The organism is Candidatus Manganitrophus noduliformans (assembly GCF_012184425.1).
GTDB lineage: Bacteria > Nitrospirota > Nitrospiria > SBBL01 > Manganitrophaceae > Manganitrophus > Manganitrophus noduliformans.
Genome location: NZ_VTOW01000003.1, coordinates 763,956 through 785,558, shown reverse-complemented (window position 1 = coordinate 785,558; position 21,603 = coordinate 763,956). Strand labels below are relative to the sequence as shown.

Here is a 21,603-nt window from a genome sequence, read left to right as displayed (position 1 = left end):
CCAAGAAGAAGATGACGACGATGGGGAAGAGACTTATATGCGGAAAATGAATAATGGAAAAATGGGGATAACTAACTAAAATCATAAGAAAAAGCAGGATATGTTACGTATAGCACCTACTACTAAACGCCATCGGCTTTTTAAAACTTATTCATTATGAAGAGAAATGGTGGTTGAATAACTACAGTCTCCTATCCTCCCGAGCGCAACGGATTGGAGAACCCTCCTCTTTAGGAATCCTATTGTTCCAAATGTAAGTAATCCTAATTCCTTGTTAGACATAATCAATCGACTAGTTGTCAAATCGCGAAGATCCTCAAAAACCCACTTTATCTCAGGAGCTGGCGCGAGACAAACAGTTCGAAGCGTGTTAACGAAGGGAAGCTCCGAAGGGGGGCCGTCGGAGACAATCCAATGGCCCCCTTTTTTTAATTTCACTGTAAAATCTAACTTGCTTTTTGACGTTTACAAACCGTTCTCAATAACTCCATATCGGATTCGAACCAAACCTTCCGCTGCAGGATGGATTTTTTTCTATTGCGAGGAAAATTTCATATCGGCGATGTAGAAACGGCAGCTCTTCGGTTCCTACTTCGTTCGGGCGATTTGATTCGCCTCTTTTAACCATGATAGCGTTTTACTATTCTTGCAACACCGTCTTAAAAGGGAGGTGCTTTGATGAAATTGCTTGAAAAAAAAGTAGCGCTCGTGACCGGTGCCGGTTCGGGGATCGGTCGGGAAATCGCCTGCCACTATGCAGCCGCCGGCGCGGCGGTGGTCGTCTCGGACCTGAATGAGAAAGGGGGTGAGGAGACTGTTTCCAAAATAGCTTCAGACGGTGGGCAGGCCACGTTCCTGAAGGCCGACAGTTCGAAGCCGGCGCAGAGCGAAGCGCTCGTCACCGCTGCGGTAAAGCAATATGGCGGACTGCACATCGCATGTAACAACGCCGGGGTCGGAGGACCCTCGGCCCCGGTTGGAGAATACCCTCTTGACGCCTGGGACAAGGTGATCTCCATCAACCTTTCCGGCGTCTTTTATGGAATGCGGTATCAGCTTCCGGCAATGCTGGCGTCGGGAGGTGGGGCGATCGTGAATATCGCCTCGATTCTAGGACAGGTCGGGTTTCGCAATTCCTCAGCATACGTCGCCGCGAAGCATGGCGTGGTCGGGCTCACGCGCAATGCGGCGCTGGAGTACGGCACGCAAAAGATCCGCGTCAACGCGGTGGGCCCCGCATTTATCAAGACGCCGCTTCTCGACGAGATGGGGGATGAAGAAATAAAGGCGCTCGTGGCACTCCATCCGGTCGGACGCCTGGGTGAACCGGCAGAGGTCGCCAATCTGGTCCTCTGGCTCAGCTCGGACAAAGCATCGTTCGTCACCGGCTCTTACTATGCCGTCGACGGGGGCTACCTTGCGCAGTAACCGCCTTTAAAGGATCGGGTCGAGGCATACGAATTGCGCAATAGAGCCAGAAGGCATACTGGAAATCGAAGGGTACGAGGAGGCCGGTCTCTCATCGGCGCTTCGCCGCGATCCAACAATCTGATCTCGGGCGGGAATGCGCTTTTCGAGTTTTTCATAAAGGTACCATTAAGATAAAGAGCTCACTCGGTTCTGTCGCCTCGATTGCCACCGCCTCGTCGATCACCTTGGCCGCATCTCCCGGAGAGAGCGCCGTTCCATTCAGAAGAACAGCTCCCGAGATCAAATAGAGATAGGCGCCTTGGTCCCTTTCCAGATTCTTCTGGATCTGAACACCCGATTCGGGGGCCGCAGCAAACGCCTCCGCATCCTGCTCGATCGGAAGGGCGCCCGGCGCGCGGTTGGAGACCAGTGGGGTAAATCGGTTGAGCCGCTCTTCCTTCTTGACATGTTTTTGTTGCACACGCGGCGTCAGGCCTTGCTTCCAGGGGAAGATCCAGACCTGAATAAAGGTCATCGGCTCCGTTTTCGAATGATTGATCTCGGAATGCATCATGCCGCTCCCGATGGTGGTGTGCTGGACATCTCCCGGATAGAGCAGGCCGTCGTTTCCCAAATCATCGGCATGCTCGAAGACCCCCTGCGTGCAGTAGGTGATGACCTCCATCTCTTGGTGAGGATGCATCGGCCAGACCGCTCCGGGGATGAGTGTGTCGACATTAAAGACCCTCAATTTTCCAAAACCTGTATTCTCCGGATCGTTGTAATTGTCGAAGGAGAAATGCCAATCCCCCGAGAACCATCCTCCGTCAATATGAAAAATCTCCTTTCGTTTCCTCACATGCATCATAAAAACCTCCAATGAGGACGTTATCCATGACGGTATGTCTACGGACTGTTTTTATTGAAGCAAAAAATAGCAGTGACGTGGATCAATCTTCTCTTACGCTTCAGCCTTTCTCAGATATCCCCGCAAACCGCGTACCTTGAAACCGAGCGCGATCTGTATCGCTCCAATAATTATTTTCGGACGATTCGTACACTTACTAAGATCAGAGAAACATATCCTTTGATGCAGGGTCAATTCAGCGCAAAGGACTAATAGATGGTTCCGACAGGCACCGTATAGCGGTGTCTGAGCGAGTGATGGCTCAGATTGGCTGCTGCAGCGGCCCACTCTCCAACCGGGTTATAGACAGGCCGAACCAACCGGCGATAGGATCAGTCTATCGGCGAAACGTAAACTTTTGTGATTGGGAGGAGCATATGAAACCGAAGATCGGAATCATCGGAGAAGGAAATGTCGGCGGCGCGCTCAGACGGGGATTGGAGCGGGTGAAGTATGAGGTGAGAAGCGTCGGAAACGACCCCAAAGGGGTTCGGGAAACCGCGTCGTGGGGAGAGGCGATCATCCTCGCCGTCCCGTTCAACGCAGTGGAGGCGGTCGTGAGAGAAATCAGAGAAGCGGTGAGTGGAAAGGTGTTGCTCGACGTGACGAACGTTCTGACCCCCGATTACCAGCTCGCTTTGGGATGCACGACCAGCGGGGCCGAGGAGCTTCAAAAGAAAGTACCCGGCGCGAAGGTGATCAAAGCATTCAATACCGCCTTCGCCGGCCAGATGGACACCGGACGGATCAAGAACGAGCCGATCACCCTCTTTGTGGCGGGGGATGACGAGACAGCCAAAGCGACCGTGACTCAAATGGGGCGGGAGATCGGTTTTGATCCAGTCGATGCAGGCCCCCTTCAGAATGCCCGCTGGCTGGAGACATTGGGTTATTTTCACATTCAGCTCGGCTACACGCTGAAGATGGGAACCCAGATTGAATTCAAGCTGATCCGCTAAGCATTTTAGGAAGGAGGACTTGTTATGAATAACGTTGAGAGAAACAAGGAGTTGATGAAAACATTGGATGACGCCTGGAATTCCCAGGACTGGGAGACATTCAGGAAGCGCCACGCCGACAACACCGCCGTCTTCTGGCCGGGCAAACCGGAGTCGACACGGGGACGAAATGCGCACGAGGAGGAGTCGATTGAGTTCTTCAAGACCTTAATGATCCATACAAAATATTGTTCGGACAGGATGATTGGACCTGCTCGGTGGCGAAATTCACCGGCACGATGAAGGGGCCGATGAAGACGCCGGACGGCAAGACGATTCCACCGACCAACAAGAAATTCGAGGTGGAGTTCTGCACTGTTGCGCACTGGGACGAAAACGGCCAGATTCTCGAAGAAAGACTCTTCTACGATCTGGTCGGCTTGATGCAGCAGATCGGACTCGCCGGGGGGGAAGCAAAGGCGGCGTAACCCTGTGGGTGGCGAATTCTTAATTTACGCTGCCATGGGTGTTTGGAACCGGCCCCGACAATGCGGCCTCCATTGGTAAGCATCGAGGCGAGCACCTCCAAGAACAGGATGACCCGCCATTCCAGAAGGGGTTTCTCCGTTCAACGCGGAATGAACCCGGTATCCATTATAATAGGTTCTAAACTCCTCCAGCTTGCGTGCAAGGTCTATCTCACCCCAGAAGAGAACGTGATCTAGATATTCGCGTCGAATCGTTCCGATCAGTCGCTCGATAAAAGGATGTGATATCGGTACATATGGAATGCTCTTGATTTCCCCATCTCCAGAATCCGTAGATTTGCCTGCCATCGATGAAACGTAAATAATGGATCGTGATCTGAACTGAGGTATTTCGGGACTCCCATCCTGGAGATGGCGCGATTAAACATTCGGCAGACTGCGACCCCATCGATATCGCCGGCGTGAATTCCGAATCCGATGATCCGACGTGTGAATTGGTCCATGACCACCATCACCCAATAGCTCTTCAACCGGATCGATTCGCATCGGAACAAATCGACGCTCCAAAGACTATCTCGCGTATTTCCAATGAAAGTAAGCCAGGACGGCCCACCATCAGTCGAGGAGGGGTGATAATGTTTCGTGAGGACTCTGTGCACCATATCTTTGTCGATCGCCACGCCAAAGACTCTGCAGATCAAGAGCGCAATACGTGGACAGCCATACCGGGGGTTCCTCCGTTTTGTTTCAACAATAGCACGGATGATTTCTTCGGAGGGGCCCTTCGGCCCCGGCTTTCTTTTTCTTCGGGATGAGAACAGCAGCCGGTATTTGGCCTTCACGAGAACTTCATGAAGGCGCAAGAGCGTCGATGGTTTCACGATCACCGCGTTTTGGGCTAGTCGGCCAGGGTTGATTAAGAGCGTCCAGAGTCCGAGAAGGAAGCGGTCCAATGGGCTGAGATTCGGAGCTCTTTTGCGAGACCGGTTGAGGAGGATCAACTGGTGCTTCAGCAAAAGCGATTCGGCCAGGACCGTCTTCGTCCCTCCTGGCCGAATCAGGCGTATGACGATGGAAACGAAATGTAGGAAAAGTAGGAGTACGTTTTTCATAATGAGCGAGCGTAGCGCATTGGGTGGCAGTTCGCAAGATTGATTTTGAACTCAATTTTCAGGCGAACTAAGAATTCGCCACCCACAGGTTTCCGCCTCCTTCTCCAAAATGCCTCCTTTGGGGGGTTGTCTGTACTTTCGAATTGTCGCAAAATGAAGCTATAAGGCTCAAAAACCTCAGTTTGTCGTCAACCTTAGGAGGGAAGAAACCCTTGTCGTTCAGAACTTCTAAAGCACTCCTCTTGCTCGTCGTGTGGTTTTGGATCTGGGGGATCTGTCCGTGGGATGAGTCTTCTTCCATGGCCCAGTCTCTCACACAGACCCGGGCTCCCCATGGACATCAGGAAGCCGATCATCCTCACCATGCTTCCAAGGGAGGCGAGCATTCCTGTTCCGCGTCCACTCTCTACAGCAATCTCCAGATGCGAGCGGATCGACCGCACTCTCCGGCCGAAGGGTCTCCTTCTTCTGACACCGTTATTGGAGATCTCGCGTCTTCAATCGGCTCCGAATCCCGCCTCCGCCCGGCAGATCCTTTCATGCGGAGAGCTATCCTCCCAAAGTTGCTGACCGACTATTATCAGCTTTATTCCAATTACCGGATTTGATCGTATTTTTTTTGTTAGGAATTGGTTTCTCTTTTTGAGAGAGACCAATGCTCAGGTTTTCGCTGTCGATGGATATCTACATTCTAAATACGGAGGAAGAAATGAAAAAATGGATCAAACCAATTCTATGGCTGTTGCTCATTGCTTCTATCGCTGTTCCCCGGGCCGCCTTTGCTCAAATGGAGGGTGGAGGAAGAGAGGGAATGATGGGTGGGGGCATGATGGGCGGCGGGATGCCGATGATGCAGAAGATGATGGGAATGCACAGCATGGACGGCGGAATGATGGAGATGATGAAGATGATGCAGGCCATGTCCCGCCTCGATCTCACCCCTGATCAGAAGAAGAAAATCGAATCACTTAAGCTAAAACATCAGAAAGAAGCAATCCCGCTCTTCTCGAAAATCGAGATGGCCAATGTTGAAATCAAAGAGCTGATTTTGGCCGATCCGGTCGATCTGGAGAAGGTGAAAGCAAAGGTAAAGGAGAAGCATGCCGCGATGGCCGATCTGGAGGCGAGTCATCTTGCTCTGGCGCAGCAGATGAAAGGCGTTTTGACCCCCGAGCAGCGGCAGAAGATGGAATCGATGATAATGGAGCTGGGGCCGATGATGGGAGGTCCATCCGGGAAAGACAAGGCTGAGACCGGCGCCAAACCGGCTCCGAAGGAACCGGAAGGCGACGCTTCGGAGGGGGGCGACCCTCATGGACATTGATCAAGCCGAATGAAGAGTCCCGCCGCAAGCGGCGGGGACTCTTCAACGGAGGTTAAAATCCTCAACCAAGGAGAAAGAGGTGGAAACGCACCATCCTTCCCGGGGCCGCAAGAGCGCTCGGTTTCATCCGGCGCTGATTGCTTTTCTCCTGATCGCTGTCTTCTTTCTTTTGTCGGAGCACCGGGCGCACTTCTTTGGGATCCTCCCGTACCTGCTGTTGCTCGCTTGCCCGTTTCTTCACCTGTTTATGCACAGGGGACATGACGGAGAAGCAGGTTCAACCGATCAGACGAAAGAGAACCATCAACCTTCGATAAGGAGATAAGTCATGAATGAATCATCCGCTTACGGCCTCTGGTCCCTGGTCGTGATCAATTCACTGGTCTTTATTATTTTCGCCTTCAGCTTCACGCATCCCCACACAAAACGGGATTGGCGATCGTTCGGCGCCTTCTCGGCGTTTATCATTGCGCTCTTCACGGAGATGTATGGTTTTCCGTTGACGATCTATCTGCTCTCGGGCTGGCTGCAGCGGCGCTATCCGGGGGTTGACTTTTTCTCGCATGATGCGGGTCATTTATTGGAGATCCTCTTTGGCTGGCGGGCGAATCCTCATTTCGGCCCCTTTCATTTGCTCAGCGGTCTCCTGATCGGCGGGGGCTTCATCCTTCTTGCATCGGCTTGGCGGGTTCTCTATCGAGCGCAGCGCAATCATACCCTGGCGGTCACCGGCCCCTATGCGCGGGTGCGTCACCCCCAGTATGTTGCGTTTACGCTGATTATGTTTGGGTTCTTGCTGCAGTGGCCGACCCTGCTGACCCTGCTGATGTTTCCGATTCTTGTCTTCATGTATGTCCGCCTGGCGCGCCGTGAGGAGCGGGAAGTCCTGACGGAGTTCGGCGAGCCATATGTCTATTATATGGCGAAAACGCCGGCCTTCTTCCCGCGCCTCTCCCAGGACGTTCAGAAAGAACGGATAAGACCCAGAAAAGGGGGGAGATAGGGTCGGAATCGATCACTCTTTTCAGGGAGGTTCCCATGCGTAACTGGGCTTGGCTCTGTCCTTACATGATGATCGGGTTGGCGACGGGGGTCCTGGTGCTCTTCGGCCTGACCCTTTGGAGCGCTTTTCTGATTGCTCTGTTGTTGGTCTGTCCCGCGGTGATGTTATGGGGGGCCTGGCAGGGAACACATCCACGTCATTAAAGAAAGGGTTCAGATTGAATGGCGCTTCGACCTTACAAGATGAGACTCTCCGATCTGAACCGTCTGCGCAAGATTCTCGTCATCGTCGTCGAATCGGGCGGAGGGATGCTCATCGATCGGCTACGGCTCCGGTATCTCCTTCCGCTTCGGTATCGGATTGTTCATCTCTTCAGAGGAAGGTCCATCGAAGAACACCAGATCCAGGTTGAAGTGGCCCAGCCGATTCTCTCGCCCCCCGCCTTGAGAACCCTTCTGGAGCGGTTGGGACCGACCTTTATCAAATTAGGGCAGATATTGAGCATGCGCGCCGATTTGGTTGGCGAGACCCTCTCGCAGGAGCTCTCCAAGCTGCAGAGCCATGCCCCTCCCTTTTCGTATGAGGAGGCGAGAAAAATTCTCCGGGAGGAGTTGGGCGGCTCGCCCGAGGAGCGGTTCAAGTCATTTGAAGAGAAACCGGTCGCCGCCGCCTCCCTGGCCCAGGTCCATCGGGCCTTCCTGGAAGAGGGAACCGAGGTTGCCGTCAAAATCCAGCGGCCCGGCATTCAGAAAATCATTACCCAGGATATTCATATTCTCTTCTTCCTCGCCGGCCTGGCCGAGCGCTTCTTCCCGGAGCTGCGGCCCTATCGGCCGACACGGGTCGTCAAGGAGTTCGCCGACTGGACGCTGAGGGAGCTCGACTTCAGGGCGGAGGGCCGCAATGCGGAGCGGTTCCGCTATATCTTTCGAGACAATCCCGACATCACCATTCCGAAGGTCTTCTGGGACCGGACCACCGAGCGGGTCCTGACCGCTTCGTTCTCCCACGGGGACAAGGTCACCGATCTCGACCGGATCGAGACGTTCGGCGGCGATCGAAAGCGGCTTGCCGCGATCGGCGTGAGCGCCTTCTTCCAGCAGTTCTTCGTCGCGGGATTCTTCCATGCCGATCCCCATCCGGGAAACTTCTTCGCCATGCCGGATGGGCGGCTCTGCCTCCACGATTTAGGGATGGTCGGATATCTGGACGAAGCGTCGCGCCGGGAGCTGTTGAGCTGTCTGATCTCCTTTGTCAATAAAGACATTGAAGGGTTCACGCGACATCTGCTTCATCTCGCGACGATCGATGAGGAGAGCGATCTCGCCGGGTTCCAGAGAGATATCGCCGGCATCTTGAGCGAGTTCTTTTTCACGGAGCATCCGCCGAGCGTTACCTGGGCATTCTTCCGGGTGATCAACCGGGGGGCGAGAAGCGGGATTCGATTTCCTGCCGATCTCGCCCTCTTCGGCAAGGCGCTCGCCACCACGGAGGGGATGGGTACAAAACTCTACCCGAAGTTTGATTTCAACAAGGAACTCGAACCGTATGTGATGCGCGCCTTGAAAGATCAATTCAGCCCGACGAAGATGTTCCAAAAACTTCAGGCTGATCTTCTCGACCATGTCGGTTTTCTCGCCTCTCTTCCCGAAGAGATCAAACACGCGCTCGCCAAAATCGAGAAGGGAGAGATCGGCGTTAAAATCGACACCCAGGAAATTCAAGGGATGAAGCGGGAGTTTGATCGGCAGAACGACTTACGAATATTGGGGATGGTTTTAACGGCAGTGGTCCTCGCGACATTCGGTTTGCTTCACCTGGAGGGGAAGGATTCCCTTGGGGGGATTCCGTTCAGCACCCTCGGCATGGTCGTGTCGGCGGCCCTGTTCATCTGGTTTTTAACGCGACTGAGAAAGGGGCCGGAGGCCTGAATCGAGGTTAATCTCCTTCTGAGGTGTTGTGTTCTTGGGGTCTTTTGTTCAGAATGGAGGGAAGTGGATTCTAAAAAATCAATTTAATGCATGTGAAGGCTTTAGAAAGGAGCGTACGATGAGCAGAGTAAAAGTGGCCGTGAATGGTTATGGCGTGATCGGAAAGCGGGTGGTCGACGCGGTTCGAAAACAAGACGATTTGGAATTGGTCGGCGTGGCCGACATCGTGACCGACTACCGGATTAAAACTGCGGCGATCTTGGGGATTCCCGTCTTCGCGGCGGCGCCGGAGAAAGCGACGGAGATGCGATCCGCTGGGATTCCGGTCGCGGGGACGGTGGACGAACTTCTGTCCCGGGTCGACGTGGCGGTCGATTGCACCCCCAAGAAGATCGCCGCCGGAAACAAAGCGCGTTACGAAAAGGCTGGGATCAAAGCGATCTTCCAAGGAGGCGAGGCACACGCGCTGACCGGCCATTCGTTCGTGGCGCAGGCGAACTACGAAACAGCGCTCGGCCGAAGCATGACCCGGATCGTCTCCTGCAACACCACCTCCATCGTCCGCACGCTCACGGCGCTGAAGAAGGCGGGGCTGTTGAAGCGCGCACGGGGGACCCTGATCCGCCGGGCCTCCGATCCATGGGAGTCGCACCTCGACGGCATCCTGAACACGGTCGTTCCGGAGAAGGTGATCCCCAGCCATCAAGGACCCGACGCGCGGACCGTCGACCCCGATCTGGATGTCGTCACCATCGCCGTGAAGGCCCCGGAAAACATCAGCCATCTCCATACCTGGTGGGTCGAGCTGACCCGATCTTCCACAAAGGAGGAGGTCCTCGCCGCGTTTCGCGCGGCGCCTCGGATTGCGTTTGTTCGGATGGAAGAAGGGGTAACAGCGATCAACAGCACGAAGGAGCTGATGTCGGATCTGGGGCGCTCACGGGCCGACCTCTATGAGGTGGGCCTCTGGGAAGACGTTCTTACCGTCGAGAGGAATGAAGTTTACTATACCTATCAGGTCGACAATCAGGCGATCGTCATTCCCGAGACGATTGATGCGATCCGGGCGCTGGCCGGGATCGAGAAAGATGCGATGAAGTCGATCGAGAAAACCGACAGGGCGCTGGGAGTGGTGAAAGAATTTCTTCAAATTGAAAAGGAGAAGGCGGAGGCGGCCTAGCGCTTTCGAAAGGGCATCGATGAAGACGAGCATTATCGAGGTCGGGGAGATCCTCTCGCCGCTGAGCGCCCGCGGCGTGGAAAAGCAGTTGATGCGTCTGCCGGGGGTGAAGCGGGTGGAGGTCAATCCGGTCTCGGATACCGCCACGGTGATGTATGACGAGGCGGTGATCGATCTCAAAACGATCAAGAAGCGGGTGGAGGAGTGCGGCCATCATTGTCACGGCGAGATGGTTCCCAAGCACATCTGCGTGCCGGAAGATCCGGCGGCGATGCCGGCCCCGATGGAGAGACATCGGGAGCATACCGCCAATTCGACAGCTCCAAAAGCCGCTCCCGCGATGGCGGAGATGGCGCACGAGATGGGGCATGGCCCCGGGATGGATTTAGCGGAGATGGCGCGCGACATGCGCAACCGCTTTTGGATCGCCTTGCTCTTTTCGGTTCCGATTTTTCTCTATACGCCAATGGGAATCGATTTCATCCGGCTGACTCCCCCTTTTGGTTTGAGTCTCAACGTCTGGCTTTTTCTCTTGGCCAGCGCCGCGATCCTCTATCCTGGCTGGCCTTTCGTGATCGCCGCCGTCCGGGCGATTCGAAACGGCGCGCTGAACATGGCGGTCCTCGTCGTGCTGAGCGTCGGAACCGGCTACCTCTTCAGCGTTGGCGCGACCTTCTTCTTCCAAGGAGAGCAGTTCTACGAGGCGGCCTCCGTTCTGCTGGTTTTTATCCTGCTCGGTCACTGGCTGGAGATGCGGGCCCGCGCCGGGGCGTCCAGCGCGATCCGGGCGCTGATGGACCTCGCCCCACCGATGACCACCGTCCTCAGGAACGACCGCGAGGTGGAGATTCCGACGGCGGAGGTGGAGGTTGGTGATTTGATCGTGATCCGTCCTGGGAACAAGATCCCGGTGGACGGCGAAGTCGTCGAGGGGGCGTCACTCGTCGACGAATCGATGCTCACCGGCGAATCGATGCCGGTGAGTAAGGCGCCGGGCGACACGGTGATCGGGGCCACGATCAATAAGAGTGGAACCTTCCGCTATCGCGCCACCAAGGTCGGAGCCGACACCGCGCTCGCCCAGATCGTGAAGCTGGTCCAGGAGGCGCAGAACTCGAAGGCTCCGGCGCAGCTTCTCGCCGATCGCGCCGCCCAGTGGCTCGTCGTTTCCGCGATTGGAATCGGTCTGATCACCTTTGCGTTTTGGTACGGATGGGCGGACCGCCCCCTTCTCTTTGCAATGACCCTCACGATCACGGTCTTCGTCATTGCCTGCCCCGACGCGTTGGGATTGGCCACCCCGATGGCGGTGATGGTCGGAACCGGGCTCGGCGCGATGAACGGGATTCTCTTCAAGAACGCCGCGGCGTTAGAGGAGGCGACCAAGCTGGATGTCGTTGTTTTCGATAAGACCGGGACCTTGACGATGGGACAACCGGAGGTGGTGGAGGTGGCGACCGGCGCCGGAAGAGGCGCAGACGAAGTTCTCTCCTTGGCGGCGGCGGTCGAAGAGGGATCGGAACACCCGCTGGCCCAGGCGATTCTCCGTCGAGCGGAAGGGCTCCAGCGGAAGCCGGCAAAAGGGTTTACCGCCATCGAGGGAAAAGGAGCGCGGGCCGAGGTCTCCGGCCGGTCGGTGCTTCTCGGGAATCGGCGGTTGATGGAGGAAGAAGGGATCGACATGAGCGGCCTTGATGCGGCGTCAAACCAGTTTCAAGGATCCGGGAGAACGGTGACCCATGTCGCTCAGGATCGAAAACTGATCGGTCTGATCGCGATCGCGGACGCCTCCCGTCCCACCGCCGCCGAGGCGGTGAAGAAATTGAGAGATCGGGGAGTTCATGTCGCCATGCTGACCGGCGATAACCGCGCGACGGCCGAGAGGATCGCCGCGGAGCTGGGGATCGAGATCGTCCTGGCCGACGTCTTGCCGGGGCAGAAGGCGGAGAAGATCAAGGAGCTTCAGTCGCAGGGGAAGAAGGTGGGGATGGTGGGGGACGGGGTCAACGATGCTCCGGCGCTCACGCAAGCCGATGTCGGATTCGCGATCGGCGCCGGGACCGATGTGGCGATGGAGAGCGCCGATGTGGTGTTGATGAAGAGCGATCCGTATGATGTGGTCGGCGCGATCGAGCTTTCCCGCGCGACGCTGCGGAAGATGCGGCAGAACCTCTTTTGGGCGGTTGCTTACAACGTGATTGCCTTTCCGCTGGCGGCGGGAGTATTCTATCCGATTACGATCAGCCCGGAGGCGGCGGCGCTCTCGATGTCCGGAAGCACGGTCCTGGTGGCGATGAACGCCATGTTGCTGAGGTGGACGCGCCTTGCGGGGATTCGAAAATCGTCCGCCGTATCGACTGAAGAAAAGAGCCACGAGAAAACGCATCAGATGCGCCGAGCGGCATGAGGAAAAAGAAAGGGGCGCCAATTAAAAGAGGACTTCTTGCATTCATCGCGCTCTTATTCGCCTCGGCGACGGCGCTGGCCGGGGAGTACCGCTTGGTCATCGATGAAACGCCGGTCAATATCACCGGCCGGGAGCGGACGGCGATGACGATCAATGGCGCGGTTCCCGGTCCCGCGCTCCGATGGCGAGAAGGGGAGGAGGTGACGCTTCAGGTTACCAACCGTCTCCGGGAGCCGACCTCGATCCACTGGCACGGCGTAATCGTACCGAACACGATGGACGGCGTTCCCGGCATCAGCTTCGAGAATATCGCTCCGGGCGAGACGTTCACCTACCGCTTCACCGTCAAGCAGAGCGGGACCTACTGGTATCACAGCCACTCCGGCCTGCAGGAGCAGTCCGGGATCTACAGCCCCCTGATCATCGACCCGGCGAAGCCGGAGCCGTTCCAATACGACCGGGAGTATGTCGTCATGCTCTCCGATTGGACCGATGAGAATCCGGAGTGGGTCCTGGCCAAGCTCAAGAAGCAGAGCGGCTACTACAACTTCCACAAGCGAACGTTTTTCGATTTTTTCCGGGATGCCCGTCGGAACGGCTGGGGAGCGACACTCTCCGACCGCCTTGCCTGGGGCCGGATGCGGATGGACCCGACCGACATCGCCGATGTCACCGGCTACACCTACACCTTCCTCATCAACGGTCAGCCCTCCAAAGCGAACTGGACCGCCCTCTTCAAACCGGGAGAGCGGGTACGGCTGCGATTCATCAACGCGGCCTCGATGACCTACTTCGACCTCCGGATCCCGGGCCTCAAGATGGAAGTGGTGCAGGCCGATGGGCAGAACATCCAGCCGGTGACGGTCGACGAGTTCCGGATCGCCGTCTCGGAAACTTATGACGTGATCGTTACGCCGCAGGAGGATCGGGCCTATACCCTCTTCGCCGAGGCGATGGACCGCAGCGGCTATGCGAGAGGGACGCTCGCGCCACGTCCTGGGATGTCGGCTCCTCTTCCGGAAACGCGGCCTCGGCCGATCCGCACGATGGCCGATATGGGAATGTCAGAGGGGGCGCACGAAATGAAGCCGGGTGGGAAGGCGCCTGCGGCGGAAGACCCAATGCCGGGAATGGAGCACGACGCAATGGGCCATGGAGATAGCATCTCTGATGGCCTAGAAAATGGAGCGGCCACTCGAATGTCTTCCGAGGAACCGCCCGTGATGCACGGCCCTGACACCCACGGACGGGGAAATTCGATGGTCGCAATGGCGCCGAGGAGTCGCCTTCGGGAGCCCGGCGCCGGGCTTGAGAATACAGGGACGCGGGCCTTGACCTATGCCGATCTGCGCGCTTTGGAGCCGGGCTACGATCGCCGCCCGCCCGAACGGGAGATCGAGCTTCACCTCACCGGCAACATGGACCGATACATCTGGGGATTCAACGGGAAGAAGCACTCGGAGGCCGACCCGATCCGGCTTCGGCATGGGGAGCGGCTGCGCGTCATCTTCGTGAACGACACGATGATGGAGCATCCGATTCACCTGCACGGGATGTGGATGGAGCTCGACAACGGAAACGGGGAGTACAATCCCCGGAAGTTCACGATCAATGTGAAGCCGGGGGAGCGGCTCTCCTTTATCATGACGGCGGATGCGCCGGGAGCGTGGCCCTTCCACTGTCATCTCGCCTACCATATGGCTTCGGGAATGATGTTGGATGTGATGGTATCCGATGACGGGGAGAAGGCCCACCCATGACATTCATGAACGGGTCGATGATCGCCGGCGTCTGCCTTATCGCTCTTGTCGCTTTCGCTCCGGCCGCTCTTGCAGACAGTCCGGAAATGGCCGCGGAGGAAGACTCTCGGCTCTATACATTTTTAGAGATCGAGCAATTCGAATACCGGATTGGAAGTGAAGACACTCTGAGTTGGGAGGCGCAGGGCTGGATCGGTGGAGACTACAACAAAGTCTGGCTGAAGACCCAAGGCGATCACACAATCGATAAAGAGACGAAAAACGCCGAGGTTCAGCTTTTATACAGCCGGGCCATTGCGGCGCTTTGGGACCTTCAGATCGGGGGTCGTTACGATGTAAAGCCCGATCCTTCGCGCGGCTACGCCATTTTTGGGATTGAAGGGCTTGCCCCCTACTTCTTCGAGATCGACGCGGCGGTGTTTGTGAGCAATAAGGGGGATGCGTCGGCTCGCATTGAGGCGGAGTACGAGCTGCTCCTGACCCAGCGGCTGATCGTCCGGCCGTCCGTGGAGCTGAATTTCGCCGCCCAAGAGGTCAAAGAGCTCGATATCGGTTCCGGCTTGAGCGAGGTCGAGCTCGGCTTGCGGGTCCGTTATGAGATTGTCCGGGAGGCCGCCCCATACATCGGCGTCTCCTGGGAGCGTAAAGCCGGTCGCACCGCCGATTTCGCGCGGCGTAAAGGGGAAGATGTCGGTGACCTGACATTCGTCACCGGCGTCCGCTTCTGGTTCTGAAAGGACCTGCTCGGAGACTAGAGAAGGAGATCTGTGCAAAACCTACGTGCTCTCATAAAATCGCTTTTCTGGAAGGTTTTCATCCGCGCGCGATGGCTCTTCCGTTCCCCTCAAAAAAGGGAGCGGAGATCGGCGACCGGGTTCCCGATTTTATGCTGAGCGATCTCGCCGGCCGATCATTTACCCTCTTGGAGAATTTCCCGACGAAGGGAGCGGTCCTCTGGCTCACCAACCTTTGCAGCAGCTGCGAGGAGCGGATCTCGCTGCTCCAGCGGACCTATGAGAAGCATCGGGACCGGATCGAGATCTTCGCCCTCTCCACGCTTGCAGACGATCGCGCGACGCCGGAGCGGATTCTCCGAACGCATCGAATGACCTTTCCACTCCTTTTGGACCCGGGCGACTGGGTGGGAAAGAGGCTCGGACTGCCGCACCCTCCGGGGCCTGTCCGCTTTACAATCTGTTGATTTTGGACTCCTCCGGTATTGTCCGGTTTAAAAGCCACCTCTCGGCGATCAGTGATCAGACGTTTGTGGACGCCCTGCGAAAGATCGAGCTTCTCCCGGAATCCAACGCTCCCGGGGAAGCGCGACACACCGCTTAGGTCAAAATAGGTTTCCTTGAGTCGTTTATTTCTCCCGCGTTCGGTTCGGTAAAATACCCCTTTTGAGGGATTGTATCGTATCGGCGATCGGGGGAAACTTGAAAAATATAGAAAGGGAGGGAAATCATGGCGACCGATCCGGTCTGCGGGATGGAAATGGAAATAGAGGAGAAAAAAGCGGCCGGTAACATCGAGTACGAGGGGCAAACCTATTTCTTTTGCAGCGTGCACTGTCTAGAAGAGTTTAAAGCCGAGCCGGGAAAATATAGGGGAGAGGCCCCGCAACAGACGGCTCAACCGGAAAATCGGTCCAGAGAGGGAAAGACCGAATACACCTGCCCGATGCACCCGGAGGTGGTTCAGGATCGTCCTGGGAGTTGTCCCAAGTGCGGCATGGCGCTGGAGCCGCGGACGGCGGCAGCCGAGGAGGACACCGCCGAACTCGACGAGATGACCCGCCGCTTCTGGATCAGCGCGGCGCTGGCCGTCCCGGTCTTCCTCAGCGCGATGGCCGCCGAGTTCCGGCCGGAAGGTGTAGCCGGGATCGTCAATCCCAAACTCCGGCAGTGGGTTGAAATGGTGCTCTCCGCCCCCGTCGTCTGGTGGGGGGGATCGGTCTTTCTCGTCCGCGGCTGGAGATCAGTCGTCACGCGAAATCTCAACATGTTCACTTTGATCGGTTTGGGGATCTCGGTGGCATGGATCTACAGCGCGGTCGCCGTCCTCTTTCCCGGACTCTTTCCGAAGTCGGTCTTCAACGAGATGGGGGTGGTTCCGGCCTATTTCGAAGCGGCCGCCGTGATCACCGCTTTGGTGCTGTTGGGGCAGGTGTTGGAACTGCGGGCGCGCAGCCAAACCAGCGCCGCCATCAAGCTGTTGCTGGGGCTGGCACCCAAGACCGCGCGGATCGTCCGCGCCGATGGGACGGAAGAGGATATCCCGCTCGAAAAGGTGATGCCGGGAGAGATCCTCCGGGTCCGCCCCGGCGAGAAGATTCCGGTTGACGGAACGGTCATCGAGGGAAAAAGCAGCGTCGATGAATCGATGGTGACCGGGGAACCGATTCCGGTCGAAAAAACCGAGGGAACGCGGCTGATCGGCGCCACCGTCAACGGCACCGGGAGCCTCTTGATGAAAGCGGAGCGGGTCGGCGCCGACACCCTCTTGTCTCAAATCGTCCATATGGTCGCCGAGGCGCAGCGCTCGCGCGCCCCGATCCAAAAAATGGTCGATACCGTCTCCGGTTATTTTGTTCCGGCAGTCGTGACGGTCGCCGTGATCACAATGGTTGTCTGGGGATTCTGGGGGCCGGAGCCGCGGCTCGCCCACGCCGTGATCAACGCCGTCGCTGTCCTGATCATCGCCTGCCCCTGCGCTCTGGGGCTGGCCACGCCGATGTCGATCATGGTTGGCACCGGAAAAGGGGCCATGATGGGGGTATTGATCAAAAACGCCGAGGCGCTGGAGATCATGGAAAAGGTGGATACGCTGGTGGTCGATAAGACCGGGACCCTGACCGAAGGGAAGCCGAGGCTGGTTGCGGTCATTCCAGTCGAAGGGATCGACGAGAAAGAGGCGTTAAGACTGGCCGCAACATTGGAAAAGGGGAGCGAGCATCCCTTGGCCGAGGCGATTGTCCGAGGCGCCGAAGAGAAAGGACTGACCCTGGAAAAAACCGACAACTTCCAATCGGTGACGGGAAAAGGGGTGACCGGCGAAATAGAAAATCACAGAGTGGCGCTCGGAAATCAGAGTCTGTTAAAAAGCCTCGAGATCGATTCCGGCGATCTGCCGCAGCAGGCGGACCGTCAGCGCGCCGAGGGGCAGACGGTCATGTTCTTGAGCGTTGACGGCAAAGCCGCCGGTTTGATCGGTGTGGCCGATCCGATCAAGGAAACCACCCCGGAGGCGATCAAAAATCTCCACGCCGAGGGGATCAGAGTGGTGATGCTCACCGGCGACAGCCGCAAGACCGCCGAGGCGGTGGCGGGCAAGCTCCACATCGACCATGTTCAAGCCGAAGTATTGCCCGAGCAGAAAGCGGAAGTGGTCAAACAACTTCAAACCGAAGCGCGGACCGTGGCGATGGCGGGAGACGGCATCAACGACGCCCCTGCCCTCGCCCAGGCCCAGGTCGGGGTCGCCATGGGGACCGGCACCGATGTGGCGATGGAGAGCGCCGGCGTGACGCTGGTCAAGGGGGATCTACGTGGCATCGTCCGGGCCCGCCGACTCAGCCGGGCGACGATGCGGAACATCCGTCAGAACCTCTTCTTCGCCTTTATCTACAACACGCTCGGCGTTCCGATCGCCGCAGGGGTGCTTTATCCCGTTTTCGGTCTTCTCCTCTCGCCGATGATCGCCGCCGCGGCGATGACCTTCAGTTCGGTCTCGGTCATCATGAACGCCCTGCGGTTGAGAAGGCTGCGATTATGAAAAATAGAGGGAGGTCATCATGAAGCCGACCGATCAACTGAAGAAGGAACACGAAGCGATCCTCCTCCTGCTGAGGGTGCTGGACAAGGTCGCCGCGCGTTTGGAGGCGGGAGAGCGGGTGGATGCGACCGATCTTGACCGAATGTTGGAGTTTATCCGAATTTTTGCCGACCGATGCCATCATGGAAAAGAAGAGACGTTTCTTTTTCCTGCGCTGGAAGAAGCCGGAATGCCGAGAGAGGGGGGACCGGTCGGGGTCATGTTGCAGGAGCACGATCAGGGCCGTCGGTATGTGGAAGCTCTTTCCAAGGCCGTTGCCGGTTATCAGGCCGACGATCCGGAAGCGGCCGCTTCGTTCGCCGCGTCGGCCCGGAGCTACATTCAACATCTGACCCAACATATCGAAAAAGAAAATCACATTCTGTTTCCGATGGCGGATCGTTTCTTAAGCGACGGCAAGCAGAAGGCGCTCTTAAACGCGTTCGACCGGATCGAGGAAGAGGTGGTCGGCAAAGGAAAACATGAGGAGTTTCATCTCCTCCTCGATCACCTCAGCGAGGTATATCTAAAGTAATCCGGACTTGCTCGACCAGGGCATTCGTGTCTTGAAAAAGGGGACGAACCCCATCATGAATGATCCGGTACGATACGTCGACATGCTCCCACCCGTTCAACAGGTCATGCTAAAACAGCGAGCGATCGTTTTATGGGCAAGTCAGTATGTATTTCCGAACGCAATCGGGGGCGCTCTGGATACCGCGAACCTTCGGAACCGGGTCTGGTATCCAACCCTCGAAGAGGCGGGGATTCGATTGAGGACCCTGTATCAAACACGGCATACCTTTGCGACACTGATGCTCGGATCGGGCGAGAATCCGGAGTGGGTGGCGAAGATGTTAGGACACAGCACGATTCGAATGTTACAGAAGTACTCGAAGTTCATTCCGAACTTAACGCGCCAGGACGGGTCGGCCTTCATGAAGGTTTTTCAGGACAAAATGTCCCGCTCTGCCCCTCAGATTTGGCCAATGTTTGGCCAATGTTTGGACGAAAAAAAAGGGCTGGTTTCCCAACCCTTTGATATTTTTGGTGGAGCTGAGGGGGATCGAACCCCTGACCCCAAGACTGCCAGTATAAAAGAGGCATTTTTCATAACGGCTTGATTTTGGTTTGTTTTCCCCGCATTTCTTTTAAAATCAGAATCTTGTCAGCATTCTATTCGTTCTATTGAATCGGATGATTACATCTGTTCCGATTGGTTCTATCACGTTTTTATCACATTCGTAATTCCGTCCTAATACGCATGATGACTATGAACCGAGGATAACCTTCACTCTCTACTATTATCCTAATCTTATAAAGTCTACCCCTTTAAGGCCTAATTTACTTTTCAGTTGGATCTACATGGAAAGGCCACATGAGTTTTTTGACCATGCGGGGACGAAAAGGCGGTAGCTAGTCTTCGTTGACAATCTAAGAGCTTTTTGTTTTGAGTTCAGGTGATAAGATGTGCCGGAGCTTGCAACCACCATCGTTGGGAAGATTCGAGGTCACGATGAGGTGAGTCTGGGGACGGTTCTTGGCAGCAATATCTTTAATGGTCTTTTCATTATTGCCGTGGCAGCCGTCATCCATCCTATCACTGTTAACGTGATCGAGGTGGCAGTCGCGTTGCTGTTTGGACTTGCGGCCGTTTTGCTCATCTTTCCTACGCGGAGCGGTTTTATCGAACAAAGACGGGGGTTATTACTTTTGACTCTTTACATTGTCTATCTCATCACTCTTCTTCAACAATATGTTCGTTAAAAAATCTGGATCCAAACGAGAGTCCATTCTCTGTCAACAAGGTTATCCCGACAGATCTCACTTAATTTACTCTATTCTGTCAACCGAGCGGCATCGGGCGAGGAGCGTTACCTCTAATTCATCTCAACCATCACTGCAATCCCTTTTTGCATGACGTTGCGCCATTGCTGTTCGAGATCGGGAGAGAATTCGGAGTCTAATTCGGCGAGCGCGCCGACCATCGCGTCGACCCAGATCGGATAAAGATCGGGGGTCACATTCATTTTCCTGCGGCTGTGGAGCTCACCCAACCGTCTGATCGCCATTTCCCCCAGCGGTTTTCCGTCGGCATACTCGATCAACATCACGATGGCATGGATGAGCAGATCTCTCTGCCGCTTGAAGTCGGTATTTGTAAACAGCGGTTTGAGCCGAGGGTCCGCCTCCAGGAAGATTTCGTAAAACCGCTCGGCTAATCCGTTGTTGCGGACCCGATTAAAACTCTGCATCACCTCATTCATGTCGTTCCTCCTCACACACTCCACCGAGTATACCGCCCTGAAAACATACGTCAAGAACGAAAGAGCGAACCGCATGGTCGAGAAAGATGTAGAGAGTGAGCCGTCGTACGATCTCATTTACGCCTGCAGACAATCGTTCCTTCCATTCCGAGCCTGCGGTGGCCCGGAAGAGGGCAGAAGTATTTAAACACTCCTTTCTTCACCACGAATCTGACGATCGTCCTTTCCCCCACCGTGTCGACCCGATTCGACTTCACCTCCAGTTCAGGGATCGCAAAAACATGCGGAGCCCCATCGCCGTTTTCGATGATCAGCTCCACAACGTCGCCCTCGTGCAACTCGAGGGTCGGATTCTTCGTTCCGTCCGGACCGACAAAAGCGAATTCGCCCGACATCGTTGTTTTCAAGGTGAAGGTCTTTCCATACGCCGTTCCGGCGCTGAGGAGGATGAATGTGATCAGCGCATATATTGTTCTCTTCATTTTATTTCTCCTGAGATAAAAAACTTATGGGAGAACAATAATGCTGTTTTTCGCCGCATGTCGTCTTCCCGCTCTTCGAAAGGCCTGTTGAGCCCTGGCGTCGAACAGGCATTCTTTAGCGCAATCGACCGCCGCTCCGGAATAGTTCGAACAGCTCACGATATCCAGGCCTTTTCCAGTTTTATTGGGATTTCTGAAGAGGTTGATCTTCAATCGGACCTTGATCCGTTTTCCCGACTGCGGACAAACAACCTGGACTCTCTTTACCTGCGGTCGCGCGGAAGAGAGGAGATAGATTGCCGGAATGAAGGAAAAGAGCGCCAAAGGAAGGATCCCGATCCAGGGAGCCATCTCGGAAAGAAACCATGTCATCGTCTCCATGAAAACCTCCTTTAATTGATGATGCCTTTATTTCTGCTCGAAGTGATCAGAAGAAAGTATGCGTCGTCCACTGGAACGCCGCAACGCCACGAAAGGGGGGTTTTGCGCGCGAATGTAAAACGTTCAAATCTTCCTCTCTCTCCTTTTTCTGTCCATCGGAGAGATACCGAAGGGTGTTGATAAAGAAAATAACGCAGGTG

Annotated in this window: 23 protein-coding genes; 17 read left to right on the top strand and 6 right to left on the bottom strand. The window is 56.0% G+C overall.

Annotated features, from left to right (window positions below):
- Positions 1 to 678 precede the first annotated feature (678 nt).
- Positions 679 to 1,428 (top strand): SDR family NAD(P)-dependent oxidoreductase, encoded by a 750-nt coding sequence (locus tag MNODULE_RS18280; protein ID WP_181071095.1) that lies wholly within the window; start codon positions 679 to 681, stop codon positions 1,426 to 1,428.
- Positions 1,429 to 1,582: 154 nt separating this feature from the next.
- Here MNODULE_RS18280 and MNODULE_RS18275 read toward each other — a convergent pair whose 3' ends face one another.
- A complete protein-coding gene (locus MNODULE_RS18275) occupies positions 1,583 to 2,278 on the bottom strand; it encodes a pirin family protein (protein ID WP_168062547.1) in 696 nt (231 codons plus the stop codon).
- A gap of 416 nt (positions 2,279 to 2,694) precedes the next feature.
- Here MNODULE_RS18275 and MNODULE_RS18270 point away from each other — a divergent pair, with 416 nt between their 5' ends.
- Together MNODULE_RS18270 and MNODULE_RS25340 are read left to right on the top strand one after the other, a co-directional pair.
- A complete protein-coding gene (locus MNODULE_RS18270; RefSeq protein WP_168062544.1) occupies positions 2,695 to 3,276 on the top strand; it encodes an NADPH-dependent F420 reductase in 582 nt (193 codons plus the stop codon).
- A 257-nt stretch (positions 3,277 to 3,533) separates the two neighbouring features.
- Positions 3,534 to 3,743 carry an ester cyclase gene (locus MNODULE_RS25340; protein WP_422666761.1) on the top strand — a complete coding sequence of 70 codons (210 nt, stop codon included), beginning with the start codon at positions 3,534 to 3,536 and terminating at the stop codon, positions 3,741 to 3,743.
- Positions 3,744 to 3,767: 24 nt separating this feature from the next.
- On the opposite strand, the gene MNODULE_RS25525 is transcribed toward MNODULE_RS25340, so the two are convergent.
- Positions 3,768 to 4,091 carry an integrase core domain-containing protein gene (locus MNODULE_RS25525; RefSeq protein WP_168062542.1) on the bottom strand — a complete coding sequence of 108 codons (324 nt, stop codon included), beginning with the start codon at positions 4,089 to 4,091 and terminating at the stop codon, positions 3,768 to 3,770.
- On the bottom strand, positions 4,004 to 4,405 hold the full coding sequence (locus MNODULE_RS25520; RefSeq protein WP_422666763.1) for an integrase catalytic domain-containing protein: 402 nt from the start codon (positions 4,403 to 4,405) through the stop codon (positions 4,004 to 4,006). Before MNODULE_RS25520 ends, MNODULE_RS25525 begins: the two co-directional genes overlap by 88 nt.
- 1,159 nt (positions 4,406 to 5,564) lie before the next feature.
- On the opposite strand from MNODULE_RS25520, the gene MNODULE_RS18255 reads away from it, so the two are divergent.
- From MNODULE_RS18255 to MNODULE_RS18190, 14 genes are all read left to right on the top strand, one after another.
- A complete protein-coding gene (locus MNODULE_RS18255) occupies positions 5,565 to 6,179 on the top strand; it encodes a Spy/CpxP family protein refolding chaperone (protein WP_168062540.1) in 615 nt (204 codons plus the stop codon).
- Positions 6,180 to 6,258: 79 nt separating this feature from the next.
- Positions 6,259 to 6,504, top strand: coding sequence for a DUF2933 domain-containing protein (locus tag MNODULE_RS25300; RefSeq protein ID WP_168062538.1), 246 nt, complete (start codon positions 6,259 to 6,261; stop codon positions 6,502 to 6,504).
- Positions 6,505 to 6,507: 3 nt separating this feature from the next.
- A complete protein-coding gene (locus MNODULE_RS18245) occupies positions 6,508 to 7,182 on the top strand; it encodes a methyltransferase family protein (protein WP_168062536.1) in 675 nt (224 codons plus the stop codon).
- Between the two features lie 35 nt (positions 7,183 to 7,217).
- On the top strand, positions 7,218 to 7,385 hold the full coding sequence (locus MNODULE_RS18240) for a hypothetical protein (protein WP_168062534.1): 168 nt from the start codon (positions 7,218 to 7,220) through the stop codon (positions 7,383 to 7,385).
- Between the two features lie 18 nt (positions 7,386 to 7,403).
- Positions 7,404 to 9,113, top strand: coding sequence for an ABC1 kinase family protein (locus MNODULE_RS18235; RefSeq protein WP_168062532.1), 1,710 nt, complete (start codon positions 7,404 to 7,406; stop codon positions 9,111 to 9,113).
- Between the two features lie 118 nt (positions 9,114 to 9,231).
- Complete coding sequence (locus MNODULE_RS18230) at positions 9,232 to 10,293, top strand: type II glyceraldehyde-3-phosphate dehydrogenase (protein ID WP_168062530.1); 1,062 nt, start codon at positions 9,232 to 9,234, stop codon at positions 10,291 to 10,293.
- Between the two features lie 19 nt (positions 10,294 to 10,312).
- A complete protein-coding gene (locus MNODULE_RS18225; RefSeq protein WP_168062528.1) occupies positions 10,313 to 12,700 on the top strand; it encodes a heavy metal translocating P-type ATPase in 2,388 nt (795 codons plus the stop codon).
- The gene (locus tag MNODULE_RS18220) at positions 12,697 to 14,460 is read left to right on the top strand and encodes a copper resistance system multicopper oxidase (RefSeq protein ID WP_168062526.1); all 1,764 of its coding nucleotides are present in this window, start codon (positions 12,697 to 12,699) and stop codon (positions 14,458 to 14,460) included. The genes MNODULE_RS18225 and MNODULE_RS18220 overlap by 4 nt, the downstream gene beginning before the upstream one ends.
- Positions 14,457 to 15,194, top strand: a complete 738-nt coding sequence (locus tag MNODULE_RS18215; protein WP_202882257.1) for a copper resistance protein B — start codon at positions 14,457 to 14,459, stop codon at positions 15,192 to 15,194. Before MNODULE_RS18220 ends, MNODULE_RS18215 begins: the two co-directional genes overlap by 4 nt.
- Before the next feature lie 92 nt (positions 15,195 to 15,286).
- Positions 15,287 to 15,661 carry a redoxin domain-containing protein gene (locus MNODULE_RS18210; protein WP_168062524.1) on the top strand — a complete coding sequence of 125 codons (375 nt, stop codon included), beginning with the start codon at positions 15,287 to 15,289 and terminating at the stop codon, positions 15,659 to 15,661.
- A gap of 263 nt (positions 15,662 to 15,924) precedes the next feature.
- On the top strand, positions 15,925 to 18,234 hold the full coding sequence (locus MNODULE_RS18205; RefSeq protein WP_168062522.1) for a heavy metal translocating P-type ATPase: 2,310 nt from the start codon (positions 15,925 to 15,927) through the stop codon (positions 18,232 to 18,234).
- A 19-nt stretch (positions 18,235 to 18,253) separates the two neighbouring features.
- Positions 18,254 to 18,808 carry a hemerythrin domain-containing protein gene (locus tag MNODULE_RS18200; protein WP_168062520.1) on the top strand — a complete coding sequence of 185 codons (555 nt, stop codon included), beginning with the start codon at positions 18,254 to 18,256 and terminating at the stop codon, positions 18,806 to 18,808.
- 55 nt (positions 18,809 to 18,863) lie between these two features.
- Entirely contained in the window at positions 18,864 to 19,397 is a 534-nt protein-coding gene (locus MNODULE_RS18195) for a tyrosine-type recombinase/integrase (protein ID WP_168062518.1), read from the top strand.
- Positions 19,398 to 19,743: 346 nt separating this feature from the next.
- A complete protein-coding gene (locus MNODULE_RS18190) occupies positions 19,744 to 20,040 on the top strand; it encodes a hypothetical protein (RefSeq protein ID WP_168062516.1) in 297 nt (98 codons plus the stop codon).
- 113 nt (positions 20,041 to 20,153) lie between these two features.
- Here the strand turns inward: MNODULE_RS18190 and MNODULE_RS18185 are convergent, their stop codons facing one another.
- The 3 genes from MNODULE_RS18185 to MNODULE_RS18175 all read right to left on the bottom strand — a co-directional run bounded on the left by MNODULE_RS18185 (position 20,154) and on the right by MNODULE_RS18175 (position 21,403).
- Positions 20,154 to 20,540, bottom strand: a complete 387-nt coding sequence (locus tag MNODULE_RS18185) for a globin domain-containing protein (RefSeq protein ID WP_168062514.1) — start codon at positions 20,538 to 20,540, stop codon at positions 20,154 to 20,156.
- 113 nt (positions 20,541 to 20,653) lie between these two features.
- Positions 20,654 to 21,022 (bottom strand): cupredoxin domain-containing protein, encoded by a 369-nt coding sequence (locus MNODULE_RS18180; RefSeq protein ID WP_168062512.1) that lies wholly within the window; start codon positions 21,020 to 21,022, stop codon positions 20,654 to 20,656.
- Between the two features lie 24 nt (positions 21,023 to 21,046).
- Positions 21,047 to 21,403 (bottom strand): hypothetical protein, encoded by a 357-nt coding sequence (locus MNODULE_RS18175; RefSeq protein ID WP_168062510.1) that lies wholly within the window; start codon positions 21,401 to 21,403, stop codon positions 21,047 to 21,049.
- Positions 21,404 to 21,603 lie beyond the last annotated feature (200 nt).

What these genes read in the sequence shown, in the direction of transcription:
- MNODULE_RS18280 (WP_181071095.1), top strand. Translation starts at nt 679, where the DNA reads ATGAAATTGCTTGAAAAAAAAGTAGCGCTCGTGACCGGTGCCGGTTCG.
- MNODULE_RS18275 (WP_168062547.1), bottom strand. Translation starts at nt 2,278, where the DNA reads ATGATGCATGTGAGGAAACGAAAGGAGATTTTTCATATTGACGGAGGA.
- MNODULE_RS18270 (WP_168062544.1), top strand. Translation starts at nt 2,695, where the DNA reads ATGAAACCGAAGATCGGAATCATCGGAGAAGGAAATGTCGGCGGCGCG.
- MNODULE_RS25525 (WP_168062542.1), bottom strand. Translation starts at nt 4,091, where the DNA reads ATGGCAGGCAAATCTACGGATTCTGGAGATGGGGAAATCAAGAGCATT.
- MNODULE_RS25520 (WP_422666763.1), bottom strand. Translation starts at nt 4,405, where the DNA reads ATGGTGCACAGAGTCCTCACGAAACATTATCACCCCTCCTCGACTGAT.
- MNODULE_RS18255 (WP_168062540.1), top strand. Translation starts at nt 5,565, where the DNA reads ATGAAAAAATGGATCAAACCAATTCTATGGCTGTTGCTCATTGCTTCT.
- MNODULE_RS18245 (WP_168062536.1), top strand. Translation starts at nt 6,508, where the DNA reads ATGAATGAATCATCCGCTTACGGCCTCTGGTCCCTGGTCGTGATCAAT.
- MNODULE_RS18240 (WP_168062534.1), top strand. Translation starts at nt 7,218, where the DNA reads ATGCGTAACTGGGCTTGGCTCTGTCCTTACATGATGATCGGGTTGGCG.
- MNODULE_RS18235 (WP_168062532.1), top strand. Translation starts at nt 7,404, where the DNA reads ATGGCGCTTCGACCTTACAAGATGAGACTCTCCGATCTGAACCGTCTG.
- MNODULE_RS18230 (WP_168062530.1), top strand. Translation starts at nt 9,232, where the DNA reads ATGAGCAGAGTAAAAGTGGCCGTGAATGGTTATGGCGTGATCGGAAAG.
- MNODULE_RS18225 (WP_168062528.1), top strand. Translation starts at nt 10,313, where the DNA reads ATGAAGACGAGCATTATCGAGGTCGGGGAGATCCTCTCGCCGCTGAGC.
- MNODULE_RS18220 (WP_168062526.1), top strand. Translation starts at nt 12,697, where the DNA reads ATGAGGAAAAAGAAAGGGGCGCCAATTAAAAGAGGACTTCTTGCATTC.
- MNODULE_RS18215 (WP_202882257.1), top strand. Translation starts at nt 14,457, where the DNA reads ATGACATTCATGAACGGGTCGATGATCGCCGGCGTCTGCCTTATCGCT.
- MNODULE_RS18210 (WP_168062524.1), top strand. Translation starts at nt 15,287, where the DNA reads ATGGCTCTTCCGTTCCCCTCAAAAAAGGGAGCGGAGATCGGCGACCGG.
- MNODULE_RS18205 (WP_168062522.1), top strand. Translation starts at nt 15,925, where the DNA reads ATGGCGACCGATCCGGTCTGCGGGATGGAAATGGAAATAGAGGAGAAA.
- MNODULE_RS18200 (WP_168062520.1), top strand. Translation starts at nt 18,254, where the DNA reads ATGAAGCCGACCGATCAACTGAAGAAGGAACACGAAGCGATCCTCCTC.
- MNODULE_RS18195 (WP_168062518.1), top strand. Translation starts at nt 18,864, where the DNA reads ATGAATGATCCGGTACGATACGTCGACATGCTCCCACCCGTTCAACAG.
- MNODULE_RS18185 (WP_168062514.1), bottom strand. Translation starts at nt 20,540, where the DNA reads ATGAATGAGGTGATGCAGAGTTTTAATCGGGTCCGCAACAACGGATTA.
- MNODULE_RS18180 (WP_168062512.1), bottom strand. Translation starts at nt 21,022, where the DNA reads ATGAAGAGAACAATATATGCGCTGATCACATTCATCCTCCTCAGCGCC.
- MNODULE_RS18175 (WP_168062510.1), bottom strand. Translation starts at nt 21,403, where the DNA reads ATGGAGACGATGACATGGTTTCTTTCCGAGATGGCTCCCTGGATCGGG.